This is a genomic window from Candidatus Kosakonia sp. 282A-S69, assembly GCF_029433855.1.
In the GTDB taxonomy this organism is placed as follows: Bacteria; Pseudomonadota; Gammaproteobacteria; order Enterobacterales; family Enterobacteriaceae; genus Kosakonia; species Kosakonia cowanii_A.
The window spans coordinates 180763-204546 of record NZ_JAROAU010000003.1; the positions used below are offsets into that span (position 1 = coordinate 180763).

Here is a 23784-nt window from a genome sequence, read left to right on the forward strand (position 1 = left end):
GAGAAATGTATTGAATTGTCGCTTAATACGATCTAGCCTCTCCTTGTTGTAGTTTTTTGCGAATATAGGTTAATAACAGTGGATATTGGCTTATCCATAACCAGAGGAGTTTGCATTATGCGTCCCAACATTACAATCGTGATCCCCGATCCATACATTCCACTTGATGAATATTGCCGCCGTACTGGTATGTCGCGAAGTACTGCTGAGAATCTGATTTCGTACGGGAAACTCCCAATCAAGCCTAAAGGTGCGCAGAAAAAAGGGCTGGTTGAAGTGAATATGGCCGCCTTAACCGTGATGGCGTTAAGCGAATGTAATGTTTCGCTTAACGCGTAATTCATCCTACGGATTAGGGAGGCGCTAACAATGTTTGATTATCAGACTTCTAAACACGCTCACTTTGATGCAGCTTGCCGAGCATTTGCGCTGGCACACAATCTGGAAGATGTGGCCGCTGCCGTTGATATGCGCCCACAATTACTGCGTAACAAGCTGAATCCATTGCAACCACACCGTCTGACCTGTGAAGACCTGTTGGCCATCACTGATAGTACAGAGGATGGGCGTTTGCTTGATGGGCTGCTCGCACAGATTAACTGCCTTCCGTCTGTTCCAGTCAACAACGCAACAGAAGCCAACATGCAGTTTTGCGCCCTTAGTGCGACTGCATGCGTGGGCGCGATTGCTGGGGAAGCAGTATCAACAGATCACATGACAACTGCCCGCCGCACTCAAATTCTTGATCGTGCTCGCGATGCAATCCGCAGCCTTTCTGTTTTGGCTTATACCGTTGAAAGCCGTGTTTCCTCAATGCCCGTGCTGGCTGCGGCCGTCGATATTGTGACGACAAATGCCACCGGGCTGATGTGAGGCGTTCTTATGAAAGACATTGCATCAATGCTCAAAAGACAATCACCGACGCCGCAACTTCCCAGCTATGGAAATGGCTGGATTGAACTGCCAAACGGCAAGCGCTGGAACCCGTCGCATATTCATAAATTCAATACACGCCCAATTTCTATTTGGGAGCGTTTCACCAAATTTATCGGAGGTGTCCATGCCTTCTAATCTTGAGCGCATCCAGACATTACGCGAACAGCTGTTTCCTGGTCATTCGGAGGCGGCTAAATACTGGGACTCGCTCAAACCCGAGTGGCGGGGATTAGTCCTTCATGCTGCATCACTGCACGGTGCCGAGGTGTTGAGTTCAGGCCTAGCTGAATGTAACTGGTATGAGCTTTATGCGCGTCTGGATCATCGCCGAATGTTGCAGCTTCGTGCCGGTATTCAGCATGCGCGCAACTTGTTTGCGGGGTTCGGTTCGTTGAGGCAACAGGACTTTTCCCCGCGTACTGCTCGACGCATTACTAACAAGACCTGCACACCACAGCAATCTGCTGCCGTACTTCCCGCAAGTACTGCAAATCTGATCGCCGGGCGCAACCAGCTGCGTCAGCGATAAACCAGGACTTCCGCTATGACAATAATTTCTGTAGACAAAACCACACTCGCCACAGAGCTAAACGCCTGGCTGGTGCCAATGAATTACGCTCTGATGTTTATCAGCAAAAATACTGATAAAGCCGGGCGCGTTTCGCTGCATCCGTTCTTCTTCAACGATACGGAACACCTGACAAATCAAAGGCACTGGCTGGCCATTAATGCCGCTATGTGGTGCACCGTTTACCGGGAAGCCGAAATAAAAGAAAGCCAGATTGAGGCGCTGGCCAGCCTACGGGCTTTGTTCTACACCGCCGGCGCGCTTGGGCAGGGTGAGATTAAGGCGTTAATTCAGGAGTGGTGGCGTCAGACTTACCCGCTTCATAAAGTCCCGGCGCCAAATCATTCTGCTGTAGTTAAAACCCCCGTTTTTCACTAATCAAACCCTGAATTTATCGGCCATTACCGCAATGGCCGGAGATTCTTTTGCCTTAAGGAAACCGAAATGCGAATGACAAGACAGGATTTGCCCTTAATAAAATCAGGAACAGATCTTCTCTCCATGTTGAATAAAGCCACCCAGGAGGGCAAAGCCGCCGCTGCGGATCTGTGTTCAACGCGTCTCGATAAACTGGCCGCGTATGCTGCCATTGAGGGTCTAAGCGCAGCGGAGATCGTAGAACTAATCCGTGCAGAAGCCGAAGCCATCAGCAGTAAAGATGGTGCAGCATGGCAATAAAATCACCATTAAAATGGGTGGGCAGCAAAGCCCGCCTTATGACGCAGTTGCGTCCACATCTGCCGAAAGGTAAACGCCTGGTTGAGCCCTTTGCTGGTTCATGTTCCGTCATGCTCAATACTGAATATGACGAATACTTAATTGGTGACGTTAATCCCGATCTGATTGCTTTATACAAAGAGATAGCGGCAAATCCTCTTGATTTGATTGACCGTACCCGGCATCTGTTCGAAACCTTCAATACTGAGGATGGCTTTTACGATAGTCGCGATTCTTTCAATCACGATGCTGATCCAGAATGGCGAGCAGCCCTTTTTCTTTATCTTAACCGCCATTGTTTTAATGGCCTGTGCCGCTATAACCGCAACGGCTTTTTCAACGTACCTTATGGAAAGTACAAGCGGCCTTATTTTCCCGAAAACGAGATTAAAATCTTTGCTGACAAAGCGCGCCGCGCGACGTTTGTTACAGGAAGTTATGTTCAGACGCTTGGCATGGTGGAAACCCGCGCCCTTGCCGGGCGCTGGCGTAAAAACCCGGACTGAAAAAAATGAAAAGAATTTCAGTGCTTTTCAGTAAAAAGGATCCGCGAAGGATCTAGCCAAAATTATAACTATCGGAAAAATAGAGTTTTTTTAGATTTTACGTGAGATTTAGAGGATCAAGTTATGTGAGAGCGAAAAATAAAGGAAAACCCGCAAAGCCATAGCTGGTACGGGTTTCAGAGGGGCTAGGAATTTTTCAAAGACTGAAAAATGTGAATAAATTTAGCTCTCAAAACGAGCAACTTGAAGGAAGGATGCAAGCAAAAGATTTTCTGAATTAAAGCTAAATTTATCCTCTTAGCTCGGAGACATTGAACAGTAACCTGCATTTTCGCCCCTTCTCCGCAGAGGCACCCTTGTGATGAATGGGAGGACTGGTGACAGTGAATTTTTTGATATTGCTGGCTTTACCACTTATGAAAAGTTCCACTACATCACCAGGATGAAGCGGGGGAGGATTCTCCCCAACTACAATGCGTATCACCCCTTTATTCATGTCCCAATTCGCTGCATATTTTTCATCGTTGAGCACTACGGAATGTGGAAACAAATCAGTCATAAAATCACCTTTTGCATAGAGTGGACACCCATCCTATCAAGTATTTTATTGACTGGCTCGTCAGTGAGGGAAAGCAGATCCTGCAGGAAAAGGTAAGCAAATCGATTTATCGGCAGCATGGGGAATAAGCCGCAACGTCAGTAACGGCGGGCGGTGCAGGCGCATTGGTGATTTTGCGTGGACTGAAAATTTTTAACTTTGTTATACTGTTTTTATATACAGTATTTTGGTTTTGCGGGGGACGACAAAATGAGGCGGGTTTCCATATGTGGCGCGGTTTTCGTTTTTCTTGATGAAGGAGAGGAACTAACCAAAGACGCTTTTTATACGTCTTTCTTTCTGCCGGATCAGCGCTATGTTATCCGGCCACATCCTGAAGGCTGGGACGTGCGCTATCTGGATATCACTGGCGGCACGCGTGAGTGGTTGCCCGTTGCTGGTAAAACCTTTCCTGATGAGTCTGCGGCGTGGATAAATGCTTTTGAGCACTGGGAAAAAATGTCGCGCTCGTCCATGGTAAGCATCTTTAGAGAATGAATGCGGCAATGCGATAGCCGGGTCATTCTTGCTAACCCGGCTTCAGTGCTGATAGTGCTTACTTATCGCATGTAAGAACGCGAGAGCACTGGACGAAACCAGCGCGCATTTTGTGTGATTTATCTAAATTCAGACTCAAGATAATTCAATGTATTGATAACGCCCTTATCCAGTAAGTCACAGTGTTGTCTCAATTTAATAGTAGATGTAATTATTTGTTGAGCTTCGCCATTGTCTTTTATTAATTCTGACAAATCGTTAGCATACCCTCTTGCTATATGTAGAGAAGAAGATAAGCTCTCATAAAAATTTTTGTAATTTTTTCTAACCTCTATATTATAAACTTCCTCCAACCCTATAAGATCATTTAATACGAACAAAGTTTTATCGGCTAATTTTTCAAAAATTTCGAGTTGCTCATGTGCTTGAAATATTAAGTGTTCTTTTCGGTATCTGATCCTAACTTCTTTAGAATGGCCTCCTAAAAAATCTTTAAGGCTATCGTTAATCGACCATTTGAACGAAGACTTTTCATTATCACGGAAAGTATCAAGGTGTGATTCTGGGTTTGAGTTTCTTAGCGATATTTTTTCGATCTCTTCTAATGATTCATCGCTTACATTGATGTCGTCTAGGTATTTTTTTGCTTCATTTAAAAATGTGAATTGATTTATTAACCTGAAATGCTCAATGCTGGATTGTTGGCATATCTCAGTCTTCAAAGACTCAAGGGGGCCGTGTACAGTATTTTTATATTTAAAAAGCCAATCGTCTTTTGTGTCATCGCTTATAAAAAAAATGTTCTGTATGTTTTTATCTCCAGCTTTATTTATTAACTCTTTCCAAAGATATAAATCACCAAATCTGTCTTGGAAGGCAATTCCAGAATGGTAAGTTATTTCTTTTTTCGAAGAGTCTTTGAATCCCGGCGGAATCTTATTTGAGTACCGCTGTTCTCCTTCTTTATCAATTTCATCGATGGTGGCTTGTGCAGGTATATTACCGACTTTATCACCGATAATTTTATCGATTGCATCGCGAATAGAATCATGTGACGAAATGGCTTCCTTGCTTTTTATTCTTGTGCTGATTTCGCTTTCGATAAATGATTCTATAGGCTTTTTTAATGATTTCTGAAGTTTTGAAATGCTTTCATTTAGATTGTTATATAAAGCACGCTTCACTTTCCCATGGTCAAGCATGTTTTGAGTATAAATATTTCTTAGGGCTTCTCTAATGTTTTCGAGGCTTTCTATGCTTGAGTTAATTATTACTCTTCTGTTTTTTTGGAACTCCAAGCCAACCTGAAATGGAATCCATATTCGATTAGCTATGGCCTGCATGACATTTAAAATGTCTTCGCGCGTCTGCTCTTCACATCGATAAAGATTGAGGAGACAATTTGTATCGAAAACAAACAATGTTGATTCACTTGACCATATATTAGATAGAGATTCTTCTGGTGTACTGTAGTAACCGGGGAATTTAGTTTTCAAGCACTCCTCCTATTAATAGAGTTCAGAAAGATATTAGTTAGGGATGCGATAAACCTATACTAATAGTGAGGGTTAGATCAATTGCTATCTTAAGAAAACAAAGAATAAAGTGATTTTGTGCGACATTTTTGCGACATATTACTGCATGTGTTATAGCTTTCAGTTTGTATGTTCATGATTTTTATGTTTTTTTATATTTGTATTTCCCCTGAAGCAAGCTATATTACATAACCTAACCAATAACTTATTGTTGTTTTTTTAATCGGCTAACATCAATCTCAATAGCATAAAGAATGTAGGGGGCTTCAGATGGAGAGCAAACCTCTATACGGACATTCTTCAGCGGAACGCCGCAGGATGAGCAACGATTGTCATAAGTAATGCATTCGCAGGAGCCCATCCCTTGAATTTTAGCGTGGCAGTTTGGGCAGTAATCAGTGTTTATATCATCGTAATAACTCATGACGTATCCTCATCGAACAACTTGCTTCATAAATTGCTGCGACACTTTTGCGACACTGTAGGGAAAGAGTACAAAAAAGCCACTCTTTCGAGTGGCTTAATCATATGATTTTAAAGCTAAAATTTGGTGGCCCCTGTTGGGTTTGAACCAACGACCAAGCGATTATGAGTCGCCTGCTCTAACCACTGAGCTAAGGGGCCGTGGCGGTGAATTATAGAGTAACTTATCCTCGCAATCCAGCGGGAATCGCCCGGCTGATGTTTTTATAAACAGCGCATTTTCAATCTCTTATACTTAAGTTTATCGTTTCTGATCGGGAGTTAAGTATGATCCACGATATTCTGGCGCCGGGACTGCGCGTCGTGTTTTGTGGCATTAATCCGGGGAAATCCTCTGCCCACACGGGTTTTCATTTTGCGCACCCTGGCAATCGCTTCTGGAAAGTGATCCATCAGGCCGGCTTTACCGACCAGCAGTTGCGCCCTGAGGATGAGCACCATCTGCTGGACACGCGCTGCGGCATCACCATGCTGGTTCAGCGTCCGACCGTGCAGGCGACGGAAGTCGGGCTGCATGAGCTGCGCACTGGCGGCAGGGAGCTGGTGCATAAAATAGAAGAGTATCAGCCCGCCGCGCTGGCGGTGCTTGGCAAACAGGCTTTTGAACAAGCCTTTAGCGTGCGCGGTGCGAAGTGGGGTAAGCAGGAGATAACCATCGGTGTGACGCAAATCTGGGTACTACCCAATCCCAGTGGCCTGAACCGCGCTTCGCTGGAGAAGCTGGTTGAAGCCTACCGCGAGCTGGATGAGGCGCTGGCAGCGCGTGGGTTGTGAATAACAGGCGAAAAAAAGCTCCCGTCAGGGAGCTTTTTTATCTGGCGTGACGATTAATCGTCGAGGAAGCTACGCAGCACTTCAGAGCGGCTCGGGTGGCGCAGTTTGCGCAGCGCCTTCGCTTCGATCTGACGGATACGTTCGCGGGTAACGTCGAACTGTTTACCTACCTCTTCCAGCGTATGGTCGGTATTCATGTCGATACCGAAACGCATGCGCAGCACCTTCGCTTCACGGGCGGTAAGGCCAGCCAGCACATCGTGCGTTGCAGCGCGCAGGCTCTCGGTGGTTGCCGAGTCCAGCGGCAGCTCGAGGGTGGTATCCTCGATAAAATCACCCAGATGCGAATCTTCATCATCGCCAATTGGCGTTTCCATGGAGATTGGCTCTTTGGCGATCTTCAGCACTTTACGGATCTTATCTTCCGGCATCAGCATACGCTCAGCCAGCTCTTCCGGCGTCGGCTCGCGACCCATCTCCTGCAGCATCTGGCGAGAGATACGGTTGAGCTTGTTGATCGTCTCAATCATATGCACCGGAATACGGATGGTGCGCGCCTGATCCGCGATAGAGCGGGTGATCGCCTGACGGATCCACCAGGTGGCATAGGTGGAGAATTTGTAACCGCGGCGATATTCGAACTTATCAACCGCTTTCATCAGGCCGATGTTCCCTTCCTGAATCAGATCGAGGAACTGCAGACCACGGTTGGTGTATTTCTTGGCGATAGAGATAACCAGACGTAAGTTCGCTTCCACCATCTCTTTCTTCGCACGACGCGCTTTCGCTTCGCCGATAGACATACGACGGTTGATATCTTTAACCTGTTCAATCGTCAGGCCGGTCTCTTCTTCAATCTGCTGCAGCTTCATCAGGCCGCGTTGCACTTCTTCAGTCACATCCTTCAGCTTCTCAGACCATGGTTTGTTCATGGCCAGCGCGGCGTTGAACCAGGTTTCGCTGGTTTCATTACCGGTGAAGAGGGTGATGAAGTTTTTCTTCGGCATTTTGCACTGTTCAACGCACAGTTTCATGATGATGCGCTCCTGGGTGCGTACGCGATCCATCATCACGCGCATGCTGTTTACCAGGTAGTCGAACTGCTTTGGCACCAGACGGAACTGCTTGAAGACTTCAGACAGCTTGAGGATCTCTTCCTGTGCGGCAGCGTGGCTGCGTCCTTTTGCTTTGATAGTGTCGCGAGTCAGCTCGTACTGCGTGCGCAGTTCAGCGAATTTCTCACGCGCCAGCTCAGGATCGATGCTGTTGTCATCGTCGCTGTCGTCATCGCTGTCGTCTTCTTCTTCATCTTCATCGTCGTCCATCTCTTCGCTGGAGAGCTCAGAGCCGACGTGGGTCGCCGTGGGCGCCATATCTTCTTCGGCATTCGGATCGACAAAACCGGTGATCAGATCGGAGAGGCGAGCCTGCTCTGCTTCAACACGGTCGTACTGTTCCAGCAGGTAGGTGATGGCTTCCGGATACTCGGCAACGGAGCACTGAACCTGGTTAATCCCGTCTTCAATACGCTTGGCGATGTCGATTTCGCCTTCACGGGTCAGCAGTTCAACGGTGCCCATTTCGCGCATGTACATGCGCACCGGGTCGGTAGTTCGTCCGATTTCAGACTCTACGCTGGACAGAACCTGTGCAGCGGCTTCTTCAGCATCTTCGTCTGTGTTGTTGGAGTTTTCAGCCAGCAACAGATCATCAGCATCCGGTGCTTCTTCCATCACCTGGATGCCCATGTCGTTGATCATTTGGATGATGTCTTCGATCTGATCGGAGTCGACGATATCTTCCGGCAGATGGTCATTGACCTCGGCATAGGTCAGATAGCCTTGCTCCTTACCACGGGTAACAAGAAGCTTCAGCTGTGACTGCGGGTTTTGCTCCATAAGACGGTATCCACACTTAAATTCATGAGGTTGGTGTCGGTTAGCGAAATAAACCGCCAACATTTAACGCGAGGGTGTATTTATATTTTTGCCGCTGGCCCTCGTCGCGGCTGTCGGGATCAACCCGAACGATTATCGGCACTTAAGCCGTTGAATTTATTTTTTAGCCAGCTCCTGGTTCAACTGCCAGAGCTCCCGGCGTTCTTCGCTGCTTAGACCGTGCGTGCGATCGCGAGCTATCAACTCTTCTTGTCGCCGTTCAAGCATCGAATCAAACATATGATTGAGCGCGTCGGTAAAGGTTTTTTCAGCGATGTCCTTATCTGCTATATCGTCCCACATTGACAGTTTTTCAAGGGTTGCGGCTTCATTCGTGCCGCGATAATGTTCCAATAACTGCCCAGTTGTCAGACCAGGTTGAGACAAACAAGTGTTGACCAGTTCTGCAAATAAGCCAAGTCCGGGCAGTCTGGATTGATCAAGACCGGCCAGCGGAGGCACTTTTGGTGCAAGCTCCGGGTTCTGGATCAACAACCCTATCAGTATACGCATGGTTGTGCGTTTTAGCTGAGGGGCAGGCCGCGCCGCCGCGCTCTCCACCTGCTTCGGCATTAATCGATCGAGCTGCGCATCGTCGAAAATGCCAATCTTGTTGCCCAGCATCTGGCGTAACTGAATACGCAGCGTCTCGCCCGGCACCTGGTTGATCAACGGCAGCGCCAGCGCGGCAAGCTGCGTCGTACCATCCGGCGTGGTCAAATCTGCCTTCGGCAACAGGCTGTTAAACAGAAACGTGGAGAGAGGCTGAGCCTGCTCCATCCGCGCTTCGAACGCCTCTTTGCCCTCTTTACGCACCAGCGTATCCGGATCTTCGCCATCTGGCAGAAACATAAAACGCAGCTGACGACCGTCGCTCATATAGGGCAGCGCGGTTTCCAGCGCCCGCCATGCGGCTTCGCGGCCGGCGCGGTCGCCGTCATAACAGCAGATGACGTTTTTGGTCACCCGGAACAGCAGCTGAATATGATCCGCCGTCGTGGAGGTGCCAAGCGAGGCAACGGCATAGTTAATGCCATATTGCGCCAGCGCCACCACGTCCATGTAACCTTCGACCACTAACAGCCGCTGCGGTTCATCCTTATCCTGCTGCGCTTCATAAAGGCCGTACAGCTGGCGACCCTTATGAAAAATGTCCGTTTCCGGTGAGTTCAGGTATTTGGGCGTATCGTTGCCCAGCACGCGTCCACCAAAACCAATCACCCGGCCGCGCTTGTCGCGAATCGGAAACATCACCCGCTCGCGGAAGCGATCGTAACTGCGTCCTTGATCGTTTGTGACCAGCATGCCTGCATCGATCAGCGACTTGCGGTTCTCACTATTGTTGCCGAAACGTTTTAGTACGTTGTCCCAACCGGGCGGCGCATAACCAATAGCGAATCGCGTAATGACTTCACTGCTCAAACCGCGTCCGGAGAGGTACTGTCGAGCAGGCTCTGCGGCGGATTGGGTCAGCGATTGCTGATAAAAAGCATTCAGCCCGTCCATCAGTTGATAGAGTGTTTGCCGTTGATGGCGCTCTATCAGGCTCGGTCCGCTGCCTGCTTCGAACGGCACTTCGAGGTTGTGCATTGCCGCCAGCTCTTCGACGCTTTCGACGAACTCGAGCTTGTCGTAGTTCATTAAAAAGTCGAGGGCGTTGCCGTGCGCGCCACAACCAAAGCAGTGGTAAAACTGTTTTTCACCGTTTACGGTGAAAGAGGGGGTTTTCTCGTTATGGAATGGACAGCACGCATGGTAGTTCTTGCCCTGCTTTTTTAGCTTTACGCGCGCGTCAATAAGATCGACGATGTCGGTGCGCGCCAGCAGGTCATTGATAAAAACACGTGGGATTCGTCCAGCCATAGGCCCCGTTTTGATCTTATATAGTTTTCGTTATGCTCTTCAGCGGTAAGTTGCTGAAAAGGCGAAAATTATATGAGGTTATAAACGAAAATAAGCCGCGCATTCCTTTCGGAAGCACGGCCTTACAACTACAACTCGGTCTAACACAGAGGGCGCTCGCCCTCAGTAATTAGTACAGACGAGTACGGCGTGCGTTTTCGCGAGCCAGTTTCTTCGCGTGACGTTTCACAGCGGATGCTTTAGCGCGTTTACGTTCGGTAGTCGGTTTTTCATAGAACTCACGACGACGAACTTCCGCCAGAACACCTGCTTTCTCGCAGGAACGCTTGAAGCGACGCAGAGCTACGTCGAACGGCTCGTTTTCACGTACTTTAATTACCGGCATGTGCCTCTCACCTTTGATTAAATCGGTTTGCCGCTGGCGTTCACGCCAGCTTATTTCAAAATGGTGCGGAATTTTACTGCAACTGGTGCTGCTTTGTAAAGCACCGCCGCCCTTTTTGAAAGGGGACTTTTGTAAGGGTGAGGAGTATACACGAACTCAGCTGCACAAGTGAGCAAAGTTTTACATCGCCCGGCATTCGCCCTACACTGCGCGCTATTGCAAAGAGGTAAACAGAGCCATGCGCGTACTGGGTATTGAAACATCCTGCGATGAAACCGGCATCGCTATCTATGACGACCAACAAGGTCTTCTCGCTAACCAACTCTATAGTCAGGTAAAACTGCACGCCGATTACGGCGGGGTGGTGCCTGAACTCGCCTCACGCGACCACGTGCGTAAAACCGTGCCGCTGATTCAGGCGGCGATAAAAGAGGCCGGATTAACCGCCAGAGAGATTGATGCAGTGGCGTATACCGCGGGGCCGGGTCTTGTCGGCGCGCTGCTGGTCGGGGCGACCATTGGCCGCTCGCTGGCTTTCGCCTGGGATGTTCCGGCGATTGCGGTACATCATATGGAAGGTCACCTGCTGGCACCGATGCTGGAAGAGAACCCGCCGGCGTTTCCGTTTGTCGCGCTGCTGGTTTCCGGCGGTCACACGCAACTCATCAGCGTGACCGGCATCGGTCATTATGAGCTGCTCGGCGAGTCCATTGATGATGCTGCCGGCGAAGCGTTCGACAAAACGGCTAAACTACTGGGTCTTGATTACCCTGGCGGGCCGATGTTGTCGAAGATGGCGTCGCAGGGAACGGAGGGGCGCTTTGTGTTCCCGCGTCCGATGACCGATCGGCCAGGGCTTGATTTCAGCTTCTCCGGCCTGAAAACCTTTGCCGCCAATACTATTCGTAACAGTGGTAATGACGATCAGACACGGGCTGATATCGCGCGTGCGTTTGAGGATGCGGTGGTCGATACGCTGATGATCAAATGCAAACGCGCGCTGGATCAAACCGGATTCACCCGGCTGGTGATGGCGGGTGGCGTCAGCGCTAACCGTACGCTGCGTGCAAAACTGGGGCAGATGATGGAAAAACGTCGCGGTGAAGTGTTCTATGCCCGCCCGGAGTTCTGTACCGATAACGGGGCAATGATTGCCTATGCGGGTATGGTGCGCCTGAAAGCGGGTGATGATGTCGGGCTTGGCGTGACGGTGCGTCCGCGCTGGCCGCTGGCGGAACTTCCCGCCGCCTGAGTGACTACTGCCCGGTCTCTTCACGCGCCGGGCAGATCTATGCTTTATCCTGCCGCTTTTTCTTTTTCAGCTTCGTCCAGATTTTGCTCTCCTGACGCCGCCATAAACGCTGAATATTGTCATGATGACGCAGCAGGATCAGGCATGAGAGCATCGCCACCGGAAAGGTGAACTGCGGTTTAAACCACCAGACATAAAATGGCGCAATCAGCGCGCTGACAATCGCGCCCAGCGACGAGTAGCCGCTTAACAGCACTGTCAGCAGCCAGGTGCCCGCCATGACGCCCGTTAAATCCCAGCCGATCGGCGCAATCGCACCAAACGCGGTGGCCACGCCTTTACCGCCTTTAAATTTAAAGAATACCGGCCAGATATGGCCCAGACAGGCGGCGATAGCGATAAGACCCAGCCAGAAGGGCGTAACGCCAAGCGCGTAGGCGCCCCATACCGGCAGCATCCCTTTTAAAACATCAAAAATCAGTACCGCTGCGGCTGCGCCCTTGCCGCCAATACGTAATACGTTGGTAGCTCCGGGGTTACCGGAGCCACTCTCTCGCGGGTCAGGGAAACCAGCAAGGCGGCAGACCAGGATGGCGCTGGAGATTGAGCCACAAAGGTACGCAAGGACGATCATCCCAGGCGCGATTGCACTCATAACGCTGTTCCGTTTTGAAAATGTCGTTTTATTCTCTGCATCCATGGATAATACGCATAAATTTCGGAAAGTGGTATCCGGGTTTTGTGCAAAATCTGGCGGATAACCACTCATACAGCGGCCTGGCGGCAGTCGCCCAGGCGTAATCAGCAGGCGGGGTAGGATGGATATTGTATTTATCGAGCAGCTTTCGGTGATCACCACGATTGGTGTTTATGACTGGGAACAGACCATTGAGCAGCAGTTAGTGTTCGATATCGAAATGGCATGGGATAACCGCCTGGCGGCAAAAAGCGATGATGTACAGGATTGCCTGAGCTACGCGGATATTGCCGAGACCGTCGTGGGACACGTTGAAGGCGCGCGTTTTGCGCTGGTGGAACGTGTCGCAGAAGAGGTGGCAGAGCTGTTGCTGGCGCGTTTTAACTCCCCCTGGGTGCGCATCAAACTGAGCAAGCCTGGCGCAGTGGCACGGGCTAAAAATGTGGGTGTAGTTATCGAGCGTGGCCTAAATCCGAAAAAAAGTATTTAAATTCATCATCGTTAAACCAAACGCTAGTATTCAGGTCATAGATACGGCTTTTCGCGGCTTCTCCACTGGATGAGCCGTTTTTTATATCTTTTTAGGGGTTTATTTGATGAGCGATATGCACTCCCTGCTGGTGGCGGCCATTCTTGGTGTCGTTGAGGGGCTTACCGAGTTTCTTCCCGTTTCCAGTACGGGTCACATGATTATCGTCGGCCATCTGTTGGGCTTTGAAGGCGATACTGCAAAAACCTTTGAAGTTGTGATTCAGCTCGGCTCGATTCTCGCCGTGGTGGTGATGTTCTGGCGCCGCCTCTTTGGCCTTATCGGCATCCATTTCGGCAAGCCGCCGCGCCATGAAGGCACCGGCAGCGGGCGTTTGTCGCTGATCCATATTCTGCTGGGGATGATCCCGGCGGTGGTGATAGGCCTGGTGTTCCACGATGCGATCAAAACGCTCTTCAACCCAAAAAATGTCGCCTATGCCCTGGTGGTGGGTGGCGTGTTGCTGATCGCCGCGGAACTGCTGAAGCCGAAAGTGCCGCGCGCGCAGGGCGTTGATGATATGACCTATCGCCAGGCATTTTTGATTGGCTGCTTCCAGTGTCTGGCGCTGTGGCCGGGCTTCTCCCGCTCCGGCGCGACTATCTCTGGCGGTATGCTGGTGGGCGTCAGCCGTTACGCTGCCTCGGAGTTCTCGTTCCTGCTGGCGGTGCCGATGATGATGGGCGCAACCGCGCTCGATCTCTATAAGAGCATCGGTTTTCTCACCACTGGCGATATCCCGATGTTCGCCGTCGGTTTCGTGACAGCATTTATCGTCGCGCTGATCGCTATCAAAACCTTCCTGGAGCTGATTAAACACATCTCCTTTATTCCGTTCGCGATCTACCGCTTCATCGTCGCTGCAGCGGTCTACGTTGTCTTCTTCTAAGCATTATCGCCCTCAGGCTTCGGGCTGAGGGCAGTGCTCTGCTTTCCACTGCGCAACCGCCGCGATACGTCGGCGGGTTAACTCTTCACGCACTGCCGCACCGGTAAAACCCGCCTCAATCACCGCTTTTGTCGGCACCGCGCGCGCCACTTCCCAGGCCGCACGCAGTAAGCGCCCCTGCGAGTAATCAATGGCTTCAAAGCCGGTACGCCCGCGTACATCCGCTTCGCTGGTGAGCGCGATTTGCTCCACTCGCTGCGGTTTGCGCCATGCATCAATTGCATCGAACAGCTTGACGATGGTTTTCGGCTGCAGAATGGGGAAGGTGTGGATCAGATCGTGAAACTCAGCCACCAGCTTTGCCAAATCACGAAGCTCATTCGGTACACGCAGACGCTGGCATAAACCCTCTACCAGCCTGACACCTGCCGGGCCGTGACCGTGATGGCGCGGCCAGAGCGCGGGTGGTGTCAGCCCTTTACCGAGGTCATGGCACAGCGTGGCGAAACGCACATCCACCTCGGGGCTCAGCATCGCTGCCATTGATACTGTCATCAGCGTGTGAATACCGGTATCAATCTCCGGGTGCCATTTTGCCGGGGCCGGAACGCCAAACAGCGCATCGATCTCCGGGAAAAGTACCTTTAGCGCGCCGCAGTCGCGCAGCACCTGAAAGTAGACCTGCGGATTACGGGTGCGCAGTGCGCTCTCCGTCTCTTTCCACACTCGCTCGGGCGTGAGGTGCGCCAGCTCGCCGGCCGCGGTCATATCTCGCATCAGCCTCATGGTTTCATCGGCGATACGAAAGCTAAGGTGAGCATAACGGGCGGCGAAACGCGCCACGCGCAGCACGCGAAGCGGATCTTCATTAAACGCGGGGGAGACATGGCGCAGAGTGCGCTGACGCAGATCCTGCTGACCGTTAAACGGATCGATAATCGTGCCGTTTTCATCCTGCGCCAGTGCGTTGACGGTTAAATCACGGCGCAGCAGATCCTGCTCAAGCGTGACATCGGGGGCGGCATAGCAGGTAAAACCGGTATAGCCGGAACCGGACTTCCGCTCGGTGCGCGCCAGGGCGTACTCCTCACGGCTTTGCGGATGGAGGAAGACAGGAAAATCGCGGCCTACCTGCTGGTAGCCCGCATCGAGCATCTCTTGCGGCGTGGCACCGACCACTACCCAATCTCTGTCTTTGACCGGCAGACCCAACAATGTATCGCGTACTGCACCACCGACCAGATAACTCTTCACGCCGCCACTCTCCTCAACACATTTGTCGTCAGATAATACGTAAGTGTAGAGAAGATGGCGAATCTGCTTAGTTCATCCAGCGATCTTTGCGTTTACGCGTCGGGATCATGTGCGGCAGTAACAGGCCGAGCAGCAGGCCCGCGCCCAGCACGCCACCGCCATACATAAACCACTGCATGATGATGGTGCGCTGCTTGTCATCCAGCTGCAGGTTGGCGGCGTTAACCTTTTTCTGCGCTACGATCAGCTCATTCTTGAGCTTCTGGTTCTCATCTTTGAGACCGTTAATCACTCCGTCGCTGCGCGCCACCTTCTGCTGCATCTCCGCGGTACGCTGGTTCCAGGTGTTGTCGATATTAGTCAGCTTATCGGTCAACGTTTTCACCTGGTTTTCCAGTTCCGGCACGCGTGTGCGCAGGCTGGGCTGGGTGTTAAGCTGTTTAAGCGGGATCCAGGCAGTACGGCCGCTGCTGTCACGCACCTGGCCATACTCATTATTTTGTTGCAGCAGGGCGACCTCTTCACCGGCGTTTACCGTGCCAACAAGGCGGTAATTATCGCCGGGGCCGCTACGGACCCAGGTGCTCAATTCGTCCGAAACATACCGTTTCTCTTCAGCGTGGGTGCCGACAGAGACGCTAAGCGCGAAAAGGGTTATTCCAATCAGGCGTAAATTTGGCATCAGGCAATCATTATTTTCTTTGAATGTGAATGGTAAACAGTGGCGACAGTCTGACGACACCCGACGGGCACCATCAATCGGAATCTTCCAGATCAAACTGCGCACTGATGCGAACATTTGCACCCGCCAGATTGCGCATTCATGGCAATTTGGCAAAAAATACTATCTACTGACAAACCCAGGGCGCGTTAGTTCGCCAAAATTTTCACTGATGTGACATAACCATAAGTGCAAGGCCATGGCTCAGGAAATCGAATTAAAGTTTATCGTGAAGAGCGACTGCGTGGAAACGCTTCGTCAACATCTTCATACGCTGACCGACGAACATATCGCGTCCAGCCAGTTACTCAACATCTATTACGAAACGCCTGACAATTGGCTGCGCAGCCATGATATGGGGCTGCGGATTCGCGGTGTGAACGGCCAATATGAGATGACGATGAAAATCGCCGGTCGCGTCATTGGCGGTTTACATCAGCGCCCGGAATATAACATTCCCCTCGATAAGGCCGAACTTGACCTTTCGCGCTTTCCCGCTGAGGTCTGGCCCGAAGGTGGCCTGCCGGATAACCTCCAGTTGCGCGCGCAGCCGCTGTTCAGCACCGATTTTTACCGCGAAAAGTGGCTGGTCAACGTCGGCGATAGCCGTATTGAGATTGGCCTCGATTTAGGGGAAGTGAAAGCGGGTGAGTTCGCCGAGCCGATTTGCGAGCTTGAACTCGAACTGCTGAGCGGCGATGCGGCGGATATTCTCAAGCTGTCGCGTCAGCTGGCCACGCTCTCCTGCCTGCGTCAGGGCAGCCTGAGCAAAGCCGCGCGCGGGTATCATCTCGCACAGGGCAACGCGCCGCGCGAACTGCGCCCGACGCCCTTTATGCAGCCCGCGCCGAAAGCGACCGTTGAGCAGGCGTTTACCAGCGCGCTGGAACTGGCGCTCTCCCAGTGGCAGTACCATGAAGAGCTGTGGGTGCGCGGTGATGACGCGGCACGGCCTGAAGTGCTGCGCGCCATTGCGCTGCTGCGCCACACCTTTACGCTCTTTGGCGGCATTGTGCCGCGTAAAGCGAGCGCTCACTTACGTGATCTGCTAACCCAGGCGGAAGCGACGCTGACCTCCTCCGTTTCCGCTGAAACGGCGGTATGGGATGTGCCCTCGGCGATGGCGAAACTGCTGTTAACGGAGTGGCTGGTGACTCAGGGCTGGCGCGCGTTTCTTGATGAAAAAGCGCAGGCGAAATTTGCCGACTCCTTCAAGCGCTTCGCCGATATTCACCTCTCGCGCACCGCTTCTGAACTGAAAAAGACCTTTGCTCACCATCTTGGCGACAGCTATCGCGATCAGCTGCCGCGCCTGGCGCGTGATATCGACAGCACGCTACTGCTGGCAGGCTACTACGATCGGGCGCGGGCGAACGCGTGGCTGGAGAACTGGCAGGGTCTCTACCACGCGATTGAAACGCGCCAGAAAATCGAAATTGAGCATTTCCGTAATACCGCCATTAACGAAGAGCCATTCTGGCTACACAGCGGGAAACGCTAACGTAAGGACGTTTTGAATGCAGCACGCATCCCCCTTATCGCAACACTGGCAAACGGTGCTTTCCCGTCTGCCGGAGGCGCTCACCGACCGGCCGCTTAGCGCGCAGGCGCAGTCAGTGCTCACGTTCAGTGATTTCGTCCAGCAGAGCCTGGCCGCCTGGCCAGAGTGGCTGGCAGAGCTTGAGAGCGCGCCGCCCACGGCTGATGAGTGGCAGCACTATGCGACATGGCTGGATGCGCTGCTGCAAACCGTCACCGACGAAGCATCGCTGATGCGCGCGCTGCGCCAGTTTCGCCGCCGCATCATGGTGCGTATCGCCTGGGCGCAGGCGCTGCGCCTAATCAGTGATGAGGCAGTGCTGCAACAGTTAAGCGTGCTGGCGGAAACAGTGATCGTCGCCGCGCGAGAGTGGCTTTATAGCGCCTGCTGTCGCGAATGGGGAACGCCGTGCAATGCACAGGGCGTACCGCAGCCGATGCTGGTGCTCGGCATGGGTAAGCTCGGCGGCGGCGAGCTTAACTTCTCTTCCGATATCGATTTGATCTTCGCCTGGCCGGAAAACGGTGTGACACAGGGCGGCAGACGCGAGCTCGATAACGCCCAGTTTTTCACGCGCCTTGGGCAGCGGCTGATCAAAGTGCTCGACCAGCCGACGCAGGATGGGTTTGTCTACCGTGTCGATATGCGCCTGCGCCCATTTGGCGAAAGTGGCCCGCTGGTGCTGAGCTTTGCCGCGCTGGAGGATTATTACCAGGAGCAGGGGCGCGACTGGGAGCGCTACGCAATGGTGAAAGCGCGGATCATGGGCGATGACGAGGGCGTGCATGCCAACGAACTGCGCGCCATGCTGCGTCCGTTTGTCTTCCGCCGCTATATCGACTTCAGCGTGATCCAGTCCCTGCGCAATATGAAAGGGATGATTGCCCGCGAAGTGCGCCGCCGGGGCCTGAAGGACAACATCAAGCTCGGCGCGGGTGGCATTCGCGAAATCGAATTTATCGTGCAGGTTTTCCAGCTGATTCGCGGCGGACGTGAGCCGGCGCTGCAATCCCGTTCGCTGCTGCCGACCTTAGCGGCTATCGATCAGCTGCACCTGTTGCCGGAGGGCGATGCAGATACACTGCGCGCAGCCTACCTCTGGCTGCGACGGCTGGAGAATCTGCTACAAAGCATTAATGACGAGCAGACGCAGACGCTGCCGGATGATGATCTGAACCGCGCGCGTCTTGCCTGGGGCATGGGCGTGGAGAATTGGGACACGCTCAGCAGCCGGCTTGAGGCGCATATGGCCGCCGTGCGGCGCATCTTTAATGAACTGATTGGCGATGATGAAGCGGAGTCTGCCGATGAGGCGCTCTCTGAACAGTGGCGCGAGCTGTGGCAGGACGCGCTGCAGGAGGAGGACAGCACGCCGGGGATCGCGCATTTAAGCGATGAGGATCGCCGTCGTGTGGTGGCACTGATCGCCGATTTCCGCAAAGAGCTTGATAAACGCCCCATCGGCCAGCGCGGCCGCCAGGTGCTCGATCACCTGATGCCGCACCTGCTGAGCGATGTCTGCTCGCGCGAGGATGCGCCGGTGCCGCTATCGCGTCTGATGCCGCTGCTTACCGGCATCGTGACCCGCACCACCTACCTTGAGTTGCTGAGCGAATTTCCCGGCGCGCTGAAACATCTCATCTCGCTGTGTGCCGCTTCACCGATGGTGGCGAGCCAGCTGGCGCGCTACCCGATCCTGCTCGACGAGCTGCTCGATCCCGCCACGCTCTACCAGCCGACGGCGATGAACGCCTACCGCGATGAGCTGCGCCAGTATCTGCTACGCGTGCCGGAAGAGGATGAGGAGCAGCAGCTGGAAGCTCTGCGTCAGTTCAAGCAGGCGCAGCTGCTGCGCGTTGCGGCGGCGGATATTGCCGGTACGCTGCCGGTGATGAAAGTGAGCGATCACTTAACCTGGCTGGCAGAAGCGATTATTGACGCCGTGGTTCAGCAAGCATGGGGACAGATGGTGAAGCGCTACGGACAGCCAATGCATCTGCACGATCGCGAAGGGCGCGGCTTTGCTGTGGTTGGCTATGGCAAACTGGGCGGCTGGGAGCTTGGCTACAGTTCCGACCTCGATCTGGTCTTTTTGCATGACTGCCCAATGGATGTGATGACTGACGGCGAGCGCGAAATCGATGGCCGTCAGTTCTACCTGCGGCTGGCGCAGCGCATTATGCATCTCTTCAGCACGCGCACCTCTTCCGGCATCCTTTATGAAGTCGACGCGCGTCTGCGCCCTTCCGGCGCGGCAGGAATGTTGGTTACCACCGCTGAGGCCTTCGCCGATTACCAGAAAAACGAAGCCTGGACCTGGGAGCATCAGGCGCTGGCCCGCGCACGCGTGGTGTATGGCGACCCGCAACTCACCGCGCAGTTCGACACGATTCGCCGCGATATTCTGCTGACATCGCGCGATGGCACAACGCTGCAAACCGAAGTGCGCGAGATGCGCGAGAAGATGCGTGCCCACCTCGGCAATAAACAGAAAGATCGCTTCGATCTGAAAACCGATGAGGGCGGCATTACCGACATCGAGTTTATCGCGCAATATCTGGTGCTGCGTTACGCCCACGACAAGCCGAAGCTGACGCGCTGGTCAGACAATGTGCGCATTCTGGAAGGGCTGGCGCAGAACGGCATCATGGAGGAGCAGGAGGCACTGGCGCTGACCCATGCTTACACCACGCTGCGCGATGAGCTGCACCACCTGGCGCTGCAGGAGCTGCCGGGAAATGTGCCGCGCTCCTGCTTTGTCGCTGAACGAGAGCTGATTAAAACCAGCTGGGTGAAGTGGCTGGTGGAACCGTGCGCCCCGGCGTAAGTGTGATATCATCGCGCGCAAATTTTGTATCTCTCAGGAGACAGGAATGAAAGTTACGCTGCCAGAGTTTAAACAAGCCGGTGTGATGGTGGTGGGCGATGTGATGCTGGATCGTTACTGGTACGGTCCAACCAGCCGCATCTCCCCGGAAGCGCCGGTGCCGGTGGTCAAAGTCGACACCATTGAAGAGCGTCCGGGCGGCGCGGCGAACGTGGCGATGAACATTGCCTCGCTGGGTGCCTCCGCGCGGCTGGTAGGCCTGACTGGCATTGATGACGCGGCGCGCGCGCTGAGCAAAGCGCTGGCGGATGTTAACGTCAATTGCGACTTTGTTTCTGTTCCGACTCACCCAACCATCACCAAGCTGCGCGTGCTGTCACGCAACCAGCAGCTGATCCGCCTCGATTTTGAAGAGGGGTTTGAGGGCGTCGATCCGCAGCCAATGCATGAGCGCATCAACCAGGCGCTGGGATCGATTGGCGCGCTGGTGCTCTCCGATTACGCCAAAGGCGCGCTCAACAGCGTTCAGCAGATGATTGCACTGGCGCGGAAAGCCGGTGTACCGGTGCTGATCGATCCGAAAGGAACCGATTTCGAGCGCTATCGCGGCGCGACGCTGCTGACGCCGAATCTCTCTGAGTTTGAAGCGGTGGCGGGCAAGTGTAAGAGCGAAGAGGAGATCGTTGAGCGCGGCATGAAAGTGATCGCCGATTACGATCTCTCTGCCTTGCTGGTGACCCGCTCCGAGCAGGGTATGACGCTGCTGCAGCCGGGTAAAGCGCCGCTGCATATGCCGACCCAGGCGCAGGAAGTCTATGACGTGACGGGGGCTGGCGATACGGTAATTGGCGTGCTGGCGGCGACGCTTGCTGCGGGTAACTCGCTGGAGGAAGCCTGCTTCTTTGCCAACGCTGCCGCCGGTGTGGTGGTCGGTAAACTCGGTACCTCAACGGTTTCACCCATCGAGCTGGAAAACGCCGTCCGCGGTCGCGCGGAAACGGGCTTCGGTGTGATGAGCGAAGAGGAGCTGAAAGTGGCCGTTGCCGCCGCGCGCAAACGCGGTGAAAAAGTGGTGATGACCAACGGCGTCTTCGACATTCTCCACGCCGGGCATGTCTCATACCTGGCGAACGCGCGCAAGCTCGGCGACCGCCTGATTGTTGCGGTCAACAGCGATGCCTCCACCAGACGCCTGAAAGGCGAAACCCGTCCGGTTAATCCGCTTGAGCAGCGCATGATTGTGCTGAGCGCGCTGGAAGCCGTGGACTGGGTGGTCTCGTTTGAAGAGGATACGCCGCAGCGTCTGATTGCTGGGGTTCTGCCGGATAAGCTGGTGAAAGGCGGGGATTATAAACCGGAACAAATCGCTGGCAGCGAAGAGGTGTGGGCTAACGGCGGGGAAGTGCTGGTGCTCAACTTTGAAGATGGCTGCTCGACGACGAATATCATCAAAAAGATTCAGAAAAACAGCCAGTAAGCGGCGAGTTACTCTGTAAAGCAGAACGGGCCTTGCGGCCCGTTTTTTATTACGGCGTCTCGTCCACAGGCGGGATCGCCGGTGCCGGTTTAATTTCCGTCACCTCAGAGGCTACAACAGGCGCGGGAGCCGGTTGCGTGCTGGCAGAGGTGGAACCGCGGTTTTCCAGATCGTTCAGACGCTGCTCCAGCAGCGCCAGTTTTTCGCGGGTGCGCAGCAGAACCTGCGTCTGTACATCGAACTCTTCCCGGCTGACCAAATCAAGGCGGGTTAACTGCCCCTGCAAAGCCTGGCGAATCTTCTTCTCAACGTCTTCGCCAAGCTCACGGATCCCTTTCGGCATGGATTCGTGAACCTGTCGTGCAATCTGTTCAATTTTCTTCGGATCAATCATTTTCGGTTCCCTGCTCGGATGGGCTCAGCTAATTATTGTAGTGTGATAACTGCAGGTGATAAACCAGAATTGTTTGAAGCTTATGCATTGCCCGCCGTTATCATTGGCGTTATAGTTATCGCGCTTATTCTCAGGGCGGGGCGAAATTCCCCACCGGCGGTAAATCAGCGTACGCTGAAAGCCCGCGAGCGCTTCAGACGTTGGTTTGAAGGTCAGCAGATCCGGTGTAATTCCGGGGCCGACGGTTAAAGTCCGGATGGGAGAGAGTAACGATTCTGCCGGGCAAAGGTGCCCGCTCGCGTTATTTTTGGTCGTTTAATGACACTCCTAAGACTGCCCTGATTCTGGTAACCATAACTTTATTGAGGTCTTTTACCATGAATCAGACGCTACTTTCCTCTTTTGGCACCGCTTTCGATCGCGTTGAACAGGCGCTTGCTGCCCTGCGCGAAGGGCGTGGTGTGATGGTTCTTGATGATGAGAGCCGTGAAAATGAAGGCGATATGATTTTCGCTGCCGAAACCATGACCGTTGAGCAGATGGCGCTTACTATCCGTCACGGTAGCGGCATTGTTTGCCTCTGCCTCACCGACGAACGTCGTAAGCAGCTTGACCTGCCGATGATGGTGGAGAACAACACCAGCGCCTTCGGCACCGGTTTTACTGTCACTATCGAAGCAGCACATGGCGTAACCACCGGCGTTTCCGCTGCTGACCGCCTGACCACCGTGCGCGCTGCCATCGCTGATGACGCTAAACCGTCCGATCTGCACCGTCCTGGGCACGTCTTCCCGCTGCGCGCGCAGGAGGGCGGCGTGCTGACCCGCGGTGGCCACACTGAAGCGACCATCGACCTGGTCTCGCTGGCGGGCTTTAAACCGGCCGGCGTACTGTGTGAATTAACCAATGATGATGGCTCAATGGCGCGCGCGCCGGAGTGCATCGCCTTTGCGAAACAGCACAATATGGCCGTTGTGACAATTGAAGACCTGGTGGCTTACCGCCAGGATCTGGAGCGCAAAGCCAGCTAATCGCGGGCATGCAGCAGAGAAAATCCGATGCCAGCGGCGTCGGATTTTTTTTGCCTGCGCCAGGTCAAAGTTTGGTGTGCTTACAGGACTTCCGCATTGCTATTCACCCCCTCTACTTATAAAGTGGTAGGCGCTGCGGCATAGACTCGCTGCGGCTAACTCATTATTTTTGCGAAAGTTTATTTGCGGAGGCGCCGTGTTTATTTCCTGGTATTGGTTGCTGCTCGTCGTGGTGCTGGTGGTCGGTTATGTGCACGCCCTGAGACGCCGTTACAGGGCCTGCCGCCACGAGCGCGATGCCGTTTACGAAGGCTACCAGCGCGCGCAGGCAGAGCTGAGAAGATTTCAGCGCGTGGGGCAGACCAAATAGCGT

The 23784-nt window shown here is 53.4% G+C and carries 26 protein-coding genes, 1 tRNA gene, 1 pseudogene and 1 riboswitch; of the genes and pseudogenes, 17 read left to right on the forward strand and 11 right to left on the reverse strand.

The genetic code is table 11. The annotated features are described in order from the left end of the window. Window positions 1-117 precede the first annotated feature (117 nt). The 7 genes and pseudogenes from PU683_RS06625 to PU683_RS06655 form a co-directional block, all read left to right on the forward strand. The gene (locus PU683_RS06625; protein WP_021293716.1) at window positions 118-339 is read left to right on the forward strand and encodes a helix-turn-helix transcriptional regulator; all 222 of its coding nucleotides are present in this window, start codon (window positions 118-120) and stop codon (window positions 337-339) included. A 30-nt stretch (window positions 340-369) separates the two neighbouring features. Beyond that, window positions 370-873 carry a phage regulatory CII family protein gene (locus PU683_RS06630; protein WP_277170746.1) on the forward strand — a complete coding sequence of 168 codons (504 nt, stop codon included), beginning with the start codon at window positions 370-372 and terminating at the stop codon, window positions 871-873. Window positions 874-882: 9 nt separating this feature from the next. After that, window positions 883-1071 carry a phage filamentation protein Fil family protein gene (locus PU683_RS06635; RefSeq protein ID WP_277170747.1) on the forward strand — a complete coding sequence of 63 codons (189 nt, stop codon included), beginning with the start codon at window positions 883-885 and terminating at the stop codon, window positions 1069-1071. Continuing rightward, window positions 1061-1465, forward strand: a complete 405-nt coding sequence (locus tag PU683_RS06640; RefSeq protein WP_277170748.1) for a hypothetical protein — start codon at window positions 1061-1063, stop codon at window positions 1463-1465. The genes PU683_RS06635 and PU683_RS06640 overlap by 11 nt, the downstream gene beginning before the upstream one ends. 15 nt (window positions 1466-1480) lie before the next feature. After that, window positions 1481-1882: a hypothetical protein gene (locus tag PU683_RS06645; RefSeq protein ID WP_277170749.1), complete on the forward strand. Its 402-nt coding sequence runs from the start codon at window positions 1481-1483 to the stop codon at window positions 1880-1882. A gap of 66 nt (window positions 1883-1948) precedes the next feature. After that, window positions 1949-2182, forward strand: a complete 234-nt coding sequence (locus PU683_RS06650; RefSeq protein WP_277170750.1) for a DUF2732 family protein — start codon at window positions 1949-1951, stop codon at window positions 2180-2182. Further along, window positions 2173-2682, forward strand: a pseudogene (locus PU683_RS06655) (Dam family site-specific DNA-(adenine-N6)-methyltransferase); the annotation flags it as partial. The gene PU683_RS06650 and the pseudogene PU683_RS06655, both read left to right, overlap by 10 nt. A gap of 334 nt (window positions 2683-3016) precedes the next feature. Here PU683_RS06655 and PU683_RS06660 read toward each other — a convergent pair. Continuing rightward, window positions 3017-3286: a hypothetical protein gene (locus tag PU683_RS06660; RefSeq protein WP_277170751.1), complete on the reverse strand. Its 270-nt coding sequence runs from the start codon at window positions 3284-3286 to the stop codon at window positions 3017-3019. A gap of 249 nt (window positions 3287-3535) precedes the next feature. Here PU683_RS06660 and PU683_RS06665 point away from each other — a divergent pair, with 249 nt between their 5' ends. Continuing rightward, window positions 3536-3823 carry a hypothetical protein gene (locus tag PU683_RS06665; protein ID WP_277170752.1) on the forward strand — a complete coding sequence of 96 codons (288 nt, stop codon included), beginning with the start codon at window positions 3536-3538 and terminating at the stop codon, window positions 3821-3823. A gap of 119 nt (window positions 3824-3942) precedes the next feature. On the opposite strand, the gene PU683_RS06670 is transcribed toward PU683_RS06665, so the two are convergent. The 3 genes from PU683_RS06670 to PU683_RS06680 form a co-directional block, all read right to left on the reverse strand. Further along, window positions 3943-5319, reverse strand: a complete 1377-nt coding sequence (locus PU683_RS06670) for a PIN-like domain-containing protein (protein ID WP_277170753.1) — start codon at window positions 5317-5319, stop codon at window positions 3943-3945. A 244-nt stretch (window positions 5320-5563) separates the two neighbouring features. After that, on the reverse strand, window positions 5564-5782 hold the full coding sequence (locus PU683_RS06675; protein ID WP_277170754.1) for a hypothetical protein: 219 nt from the start codon (window positions 5780-5782) through the stop codon (window positions 5564-5566). 124 nt (window positions 5783-5906) lie between these two features. After that, window positions 5907-5982, reverse strand: a tRNA-Ile gene (locus PU683_RS06680). A gap of 126 nt (window positions 5983-6108) precedes the next feature. On the opposite strand from PU683_RS06680, the gene mug reads away from it, so the two are divergent. Then, the gene (gene mug / locus PU683_RS06685; protein WP_277170755.1) at window positions 6109-6615 is read left to right on the forward strand and encodes a G/U mismatch-specific DNA glycosylase; all 507 of its coding nucleotides are present in this window, start codon (window positions 6109-6111) and stop codon (window positions 6613-6615) included. A 53-nt stretch (window positions 6616-6668) separates the two neighbouring features. Here the strand turns inward: mug and rpoD are convergent, their stop codons facing one another. From rpoD to rpsU, 3 genes are all read right to left on the reverse strand, one after another. Next, window positions 6669-8513 (reverse strand): RNA polymerase sigma factor RpoD, encoded by a 1845-nt coding sequence (gene rpoD / locus PU683_RS06690; protein ID WP_023480889.1) that lies wholly within the window; start codon window positions 8511-8513, stop codon window positions 6669-6671. Window positions 8514-8669: 156 nt separating this feature from the next. Continuing rightward, a complete protein-coding gene (dnaG, locus tag PU683_RS06695; RefSeq protein ID WP_277170756.1) occupies window positions 8670-10415 on the reverse strand; it encodes a DNA primase in 1746 nt (581 codons plus the stop codon). A 169-nt stretch (window positions 10416-10584) separates the two neighbouring features. Beyond that, window positions 10585-10800, reverse strand: a complete 216-nt coding sequence (gene rpsU, locus PU683_RS06700; protein ID WP_001144069.1) for a 30S ribosomal protein S21 — start codon at window positions 10798-10800, stop codon at window positions 10585-10587. Between the two features lie 238 nt (window positions 10801-11038). Here rpsU and tsaD point away from each other — a divergent pair, with 238 nt between their 5' ends. Beyond that, window positions 11039-12052 (forward strand): tRNA (adenosine(37)-N6)-threonylcarbamoyltransferase complex transferase subunit TsaD, encoded by a 1014-nt coding sequence (gene tsaD, locus PU683_RS06705; protein WP_277170757.1) that lies wholly within the window; start codon window positions 11039-11041, stop codon window positions 12050-12052. 37 nt (window positions 12053-12089) lie between these two features. Here the strand turns inward: tsaD and plsY are convergent, their stop codons facing one another. Further along, window positions 12090-12707 (reverse strand): glycerol-3-phosphate 1-O-acyltransferase PlsY, encoded by a 618-nt coding sequence (gene plsY / locus PU683_RS06710; RefSeq protein ID WP_277170758.1) that lies wholly within the window; start codon window positions 12705-12707, stop codon window positions 12090-12092. 163 nt (window positions 12708-12870) lie between these two features. Between plsY and folB the strand changes: the two genes are divergently transcribed. Next, window positions 12871-13239 (forward strand): bifunctional dihydroneopterin aldolase/7,8-dihydroneopterin epimerase, encoded by a 369-nt coding sequence (gene folB, locus PU683_RS06715; RefSeq protein ID WP_277170759.1) that lies wholly within the window; start codon window positions 12871-12873, stop codon window positions 13237-13239. 106 nt (window positions 13240-13345) lie between these two features. Next, window positions 13346-14167, forward strand: coding sequence for an undecaprenyl-diphosphate phosphatase (gene bacA / locus PU683_RS06720; RefSeq protein WP_023480824.1), 822 nt, complete (start codon window positions 13346-13348; stop codon window positions 14165-14167). Window positions 14168-14179: 12 nt separating this feature from the next. On the opposite strand, the gene PU683_RS06725 is transcribed toward bacA, so the two are convergent. Together PU683_RS06725 and PU683_RS06730 are read right to left on the reverse strand one after the other, a co-directional pair. After that, window positions 14180-15421 (reverse strand): multifunctional CCA addition/repair protein, encoded by a 1242-nt coding sequence (locus tag PU683_RS06725; protein ID WP_277170760.1) that lies wholly within the window; start codon window positions 15419-15421, stop codon window positions 14180-14182. Window positions 15422-15488: 67 nt separating this feature from the next. Further along, a complete protein-coding gene (locus PU683_RS06730; RefSeq protein WP_124967231.1) occupies window positions 15489-16103 on the reverse strand; it encodes a TIGR04211 family SH3 domain-containing protein in 615 nt (204 codons plus the stop codon). A gap of 238 nt (window positions 16104-16341) precedes the next feature. Here PU683_RS06730 and PU683_RS06735 point away from each other — a divergent pair, with 238 nt between their 5' ends. From PU683_RS06735 to hldE, 3 genes are read left to right on the forward strand one after another with little or no spacing between them, the layout of a single operon-like run. Then, the gene (locus tag PU683_RS06735) at window positions 16342-17643 is read left to right on the forward strand and encodes a CYTH domain-containing protein (RefSeq protein ID WP_277170761.1); all 1302 of its coding nucleotides are present in this window, start codon (window positions 16342-16344) and stop codon (window positions 17641-17643) included. 16 nt (window positions 17644-17659) lie between these two features. Next, complete coding sequence (gene glnE, locus PU683_RS06740; RefSeq protein WP_277170762.1) at window positions 17660-20509, forward strand: bifunctional [glutamate--ammonia ligase]-adenylyl-L-tyrosine phosphorylase/[glutamate--ammonia-ligase] adenylyltransferase; 2850 nt, start codon at window positions 17660-17662, stop codon at window positions 20507-20509. 46 nt (window positions 20510-20555) lie between these two features. After that, window positions 20556-21986: a bifunctional D-glycero-beta-D-manno-heptose-7-phosphate kinase/D-glycero-beta-D-manno-heptose 1-phosphate adenylyltransferase HldE gene (gene hldE, locus PU683_RS06745; RefSeq protein WP_277170763.1), complete on the forward strand. Its 1431-nt coding sequence runs from the start codon at window positions 20556-20558 to the stop codon at window positions 21984-21986. A gap of 49 nt (window positions 21987-22035) precedes the next feature. On the opposite strand, the gene ubiK is transcribed toward hldE, so the two are convergent. Beyond that, on the reverse strand, window positions 22036-22380 hold the full coding sequence (gene ubiK / locus PU683_RS06750; RefSeq protein ID WP_277170764.1) for a ubiquinone biosynthesis accessory factor UbiK: 345 nt from the start codon (window positions 22378-22380) through the stop codon (window positions 22036-22038). Between the two features lie 122 nt (window positions 22381-22502). Further along, a riboswitch (FMN riboswitch) is annotated at window positions 22503-22652 on the forward strand. Window positions 22653-22757: 105 nt separating this feature from the next. On the opposite strand from ubiK, the gene ribB reads away from it, so the two are divergent. Together ribB and PU683_RS06760 are read left to right on the forward strand one after the other, a co-directional pair. Beyond that, on the forward strand, window positions 22758-23411 hold the full coding sequence (gene ribB, locus PU683_RS06755; protein WP_277170765.1) for a 3,4-dihydroxy-2-butanone-4-phosphate synthase: 654 nt from the start codon (window positions 22758-22760) through the stop codon (window positions 23409-23411). Window positions 23412-23607: 196 nt separating this feature from the next. After that, entirely contained in the window at window positions 23608-23781 is a 174-nt protein-coding gene (locus tag PU683_RS06760) for a hypothetical protein (protein WP_277170766.1), read from the forward strand. Window positions 23782-23784: the final 3 nt, after the last annotated feature.

Bases quoted from the DNA above. Each gene is read 5' to 3' on its own strand.
- rpsU (WP_001144069.1), bottom strand. From the start codon at position 10,800: ATGCCGGTAATTAAAGTACGTGAAAACGAGCCGTTCGACGTAGCTCTG.
- PU683_RS06665 (WP_277170752.1), top strand. From the start codon at position 3,536: ATGAGGCGGGTTTCCATATGTGGCGCGGTTTTCGTTTTTCTTGATGAA.
- PU683_RS06635 (WP_277170747.1), top strand. From the start codon at position 883: ATGAAAGACATTGCATCAATGCTCAAAAGACAATCACCGACGCCGCAA.
- PU683_RS06645 (WP_277170749.1), top strand. From the start codon at position 1,481: ATGACAATAATTTCTGTAGACAAAACCACACTCGCCACAGAGCTAAAC.
- PU683_RS06660 (WP_277170751.1), bottom strand. From the start codon at position 3,286: ATGACTGATTTGTTTCCACATTCCGTAGTGCTCAACGATGAAAAATAT.
- glnE (WP_277170762.1), top strand. From the start codon at position 17,660: ATGCAGCACGCATCCCCCTTATCGCAACACTGGCAAACGGTGCTTTCC.
- PU683_RS06650 (WP_277170750.1), top strand. From the start codon at position 1,949: ATGCGAATGACAAGACAGGATTTGCCCTTAATAAAATCAGGAACAGAT.
- PU683_RS06625 (WP_021293716.1), top strand. From the start codon at position 118: ATGCGTCCCAACATTACAATCGTGATCCCCGATCCATACATTCCACTT.
- tsaD (WP_277170757.1), top strand. From the start codon at position 11,039: ATGCGCGTACTGGGTATTGAAACATCCTGCGATGAAACCGGCATCGCT.
- ribB (WP_277170765.1), top strand. From the start codon at position 22,758: ATGAATCAGACGCTACTTTCCTCTTTTGGCACCGCTTTCGATCGCGTT.
- PU683_RS06735 (WP_277170761.1), top strand. From the start codon at position 16,342: ATGGCTCAGGAAATCGAATTAAAGTTTATCGTGAAGAGCGACTGCGTG.
- plsY (WP_277170758.1), bottom strand. From the start codon at position 12,707: ATGAGTGCAATCGCGCCTGGGATGATCGTCCTTGCGTACCTTTGTGGC.
- PU683_RS06640 (WP_277170748.1), top strand. From the start codon at position 1,061: ATGCCTTCTAATCTTGAGCGCATCCAGACATTACGCGAACAGCTGTTT.
- dnaG (WP_277170756.1), bottom strand. From the start codon at position 10,415: ATGGCTGGACGAATCCCACGTGTTTTTATCAATGACCTGCTGGCGCGC.
- PU683_RS06730 (WP_124967231.1), bottom strand. From the start codon at position 16,103: ATGCCAAATTTACGCCTGATTGGAATAACCCTTTTCGCGCTTAGCGTC.
- rpoD (WP_023480889.1), bottom strand. From the start codon at position 8,513: ATGGAGCAAAACCCGCAGTCACAGCTGAAGCTTCTTGTTACCCGTGGT.
- bacA (WP_023480824.1), top strand. From the start codon at position 13,346: ATGAGCGATATGCACTCCCTGCTGGTGGCGGCCATTCTTGGTGTCGTT.
- folB (WP_277170759.1), top strand. From the start codon at position 12,871: ATGGATATTGTATTTATCGAGCAGCTTTCGGTGATCACCACGATTGGT.
- hldE (WP_277170763.1), top strand. From the start codon at position 20,556: ATGAAAGTTACGCTGCCAGAGTTTAAACAAGCCGGTGTGATGGTGGTG.
- PU683_RS06675 (WP_277170754.1), bottom strand. From the start codon at position 5,782: ATGAGTTATTACGATGATATAAACACTGATTACTGCCCAAACTGCCAC.
- ubiK (WP_277170764.1), bottom strand. From the start codon at position 22,380: ATGATTGATCCGAAGAAAATTGAACAGATTGCACGACAGGTTCACGAA.
- mug (WP_277170755.1), top strand. From the start codon at position 6,109: ATGATCCACGATATTCTGGCGCCGGGACTGCGCGTCGTGTTTTGTGGC.
- PU683_RS06630 (WP_277170746.1), top strand. From the start codon at position 370: ATGTTTGATTATCAGACTTCTAAACACGCTCACTTTGATGCAGCTTGC.